Raw genomic sequence first — 1,148 nt, 5'->3', positions numbered from 1 at the left:
CCGGGGGGGCTGAGCTTTCATCAGGCGCGCAAGCTGATCCACGGGCTCGTGGCCAAGGGCCGCGTGCTCGGGATGGACATCGTCGAGATCTGCCCCGCTCTCGACGTGAACAACATCACCTCGATCACGGCCGGAAGGCTGATCGCCAACCTGATCGGCGCAGCAGTCCGCGCCGACTACTTCGACGCCCCCAGGCTGTGAGGCCACACGAGCACAGGAGACGGACCATGCCCATGATCACCCGCCGCCGCTTCGGCGCCCTTGTCGGCGTCGCAGCCGCCGCCGCCGGCCTGCCGGCTCGCGCCGAGACGACGCTGGAGCGCATCAGGCGCACCGGCAAGCTCACGGTCGGCACGGAGGCGGCCTTTCCGCCGTTCGAGTTCGTGAAGGACGGCGAGATCGTCGGCTACGGCAAGGACATCCTCGTTGAGGTCGTGGCGAAGATGGGCGTGGAGCTCGAGCAGCTCGACCTTCCGTGGCAGGGCATCCTGCCGGGCGTGCTGGCGGGCAAGTTCGACTTCGTGGCGACGACGGTCGGCATCAACGAGGAGCGCGCGCAGCGCTACGCCTACACCGTGCCGATCGCGAACGGTCAGCCCTACTTCGCAGTGCGCAAGGGCGACACGATGAAGACCGAGGAGGATCTGCGTGGCAAGGTGGTGGGCACCCAGCTCGCCTCCTCCACGGAGCCCATCGCCCGCGCCGTGGACGAGCGCCTGCGCGCCGAAGGCGGCGCGGGCTTCCGCGAGCTCAAGCTCTACACCGCCTTCACCGACTGCTATGTGGCGCTCGCCAATGGCGAGATCGACGCGGTCATCCAGTCGCTGCCGTCTCTCGCGTCGCTGGTCAGCGAGCGGTCGGACATCTTCGACCTCGGCGGTCCCGTCGAGACGGGTACGAACTACACCTACCTCGCCTGGGTCACGAGGCCGGACGACCTCGATCTTCGCGATTTCATCTCCGAGGTCATCATCGAGATGCGCGACGACGGGCGTTTGGCGGCGCTGCAGCAGAAGTGGTTCGGCTTCGAGATGGACATTCCGACCGAGGGCTTCCTGCCCCCCGGCGCGTTCTGAGAGCGGGCGGCGATGCGCTTCAACGGCGACGTCTTTCTCGACGCCCTGCCAGCCATCGCCGCCGCGGCCATG

Annotated in this window: 2 protein-coding genes; both read left to right on the top strand. The window is 67.9% G+C overall.

Annotated elements, in window-relative coordinates; all coding sequences use genetic code 11:
• A partial coding sequence (locus V7Q31_RS18155; RefSeq protein ID WP_333835254.1) for an arginase family protein occupies positions 1-201 on the top strand: 201 nt, incomplete at its 5' end.
• 26 nt (positions 202-227) lie between these two features.
• A complete protein-coding gene (locus tag V7Q31_RS18150; protein ID WP_333835253.1) occupies positions 228-1,076 on the top strand; it encodes a transporter substrate-binding domain-containing protein in 849 nt (282 codons plus the stop codon).
• The last annotated feature ends 72 nt before the right edge of the window (positions 1,077-1,148 follow it).

Origin of the sequence: Rubrimonas sp. (assembly GCF_036788415.1) — a bacterium.
Classification (GTDB): Bacteria; Pseudomonadota; Alphaproteobacteria; order Rhodobacterales; family Rhodobacteraceae; genus Rubrimonas.
Note: the sequence above shows the minus strand (reverse complement) of the source record. Positions and strands in the feature narration are given on the sequence as shown.

Coding starts and splice junctions, on each gene's coding strand:
- V7Q31_RS18150 (WP_333835253.1), top strand. CDS start 228: ATGCCCATGATCACCCGCCGCCGCTTCGGCGCCCTTGTCGGCGTCGCA.